The organism is Vibrio rubrogenes (assembly GCF_059641415.1).
The window spans coordinates 1-384 of record NZ_JCARSY010000130.1; the positions used below are offsets into that span (position 1 = coordinate 1).

At 50.8% G+C, this 384-nt stretch carries 3 tRNA genes; all 3 read left to right on the forward strand.

Annotated features, from left to right (window positions below):
• Positions 1-64: 64 nt before the first annotated feature.
• The 3 genes from AC55NX_RS20865 to AC55NX_RS20875 all read left to right on the forward strand — a co-directional run bounded on the left by AC55NX_RS20865 (position 65) and on the right by AC55NX_RS20875 (position 341).
• Positions 65-140 (forward strand) — tRNA-Glu (locus AC55NX_RS20865).
• 17 nt (positions 141-157) lie between these two features.
• Positions 158-233, forward strand: a tRNA-Lys gene (locus AC55NX_RS20870).
• 32 nt (positions 234-265) lie between these two features.
• Positions 266-341: transfer RNA gene (locus AC55NX_RS20875), tRNA-Val, on the forward strand.
• Positions 342-384 lie beyond the last annotated feature (43 nt).

Below are 384 nucleotides of genomic sequence, written 5' to 3' on the forward strand. Positions count from 1 at the left end.
TGGTTTATAACAGAGCGTGTAGCGTTGTGATTTTTCAGTTTTGGGAAGTCATAAGGCAGACAATGTCCCGTTCGTCTAGAGGCCTAGGACACCGCCCTTTCACGGCGGTAACAGGGGTTCGACTCCCCTACGGGATACCACTTCTTAAAAGAAGTCCGGGTCGTTAGCTCAGCTGGTAGAGCAGTTGGCTTTTAACCAATTGGTCACAGGTTCGAATCCTGTACGACCCACCATTTTCCTCACTTTGGGGAAGACGCCTGAAAGTGGGCGATTAGCTCAGTTGGGAGAGCACCTGCCTTACAAGCAGGGGGTCACTGGTTCGAACCCGGTATCGCCCACCACTTTCTAACTATTTTTGGCTCGACAGTTCAAACCAGCGGTTTT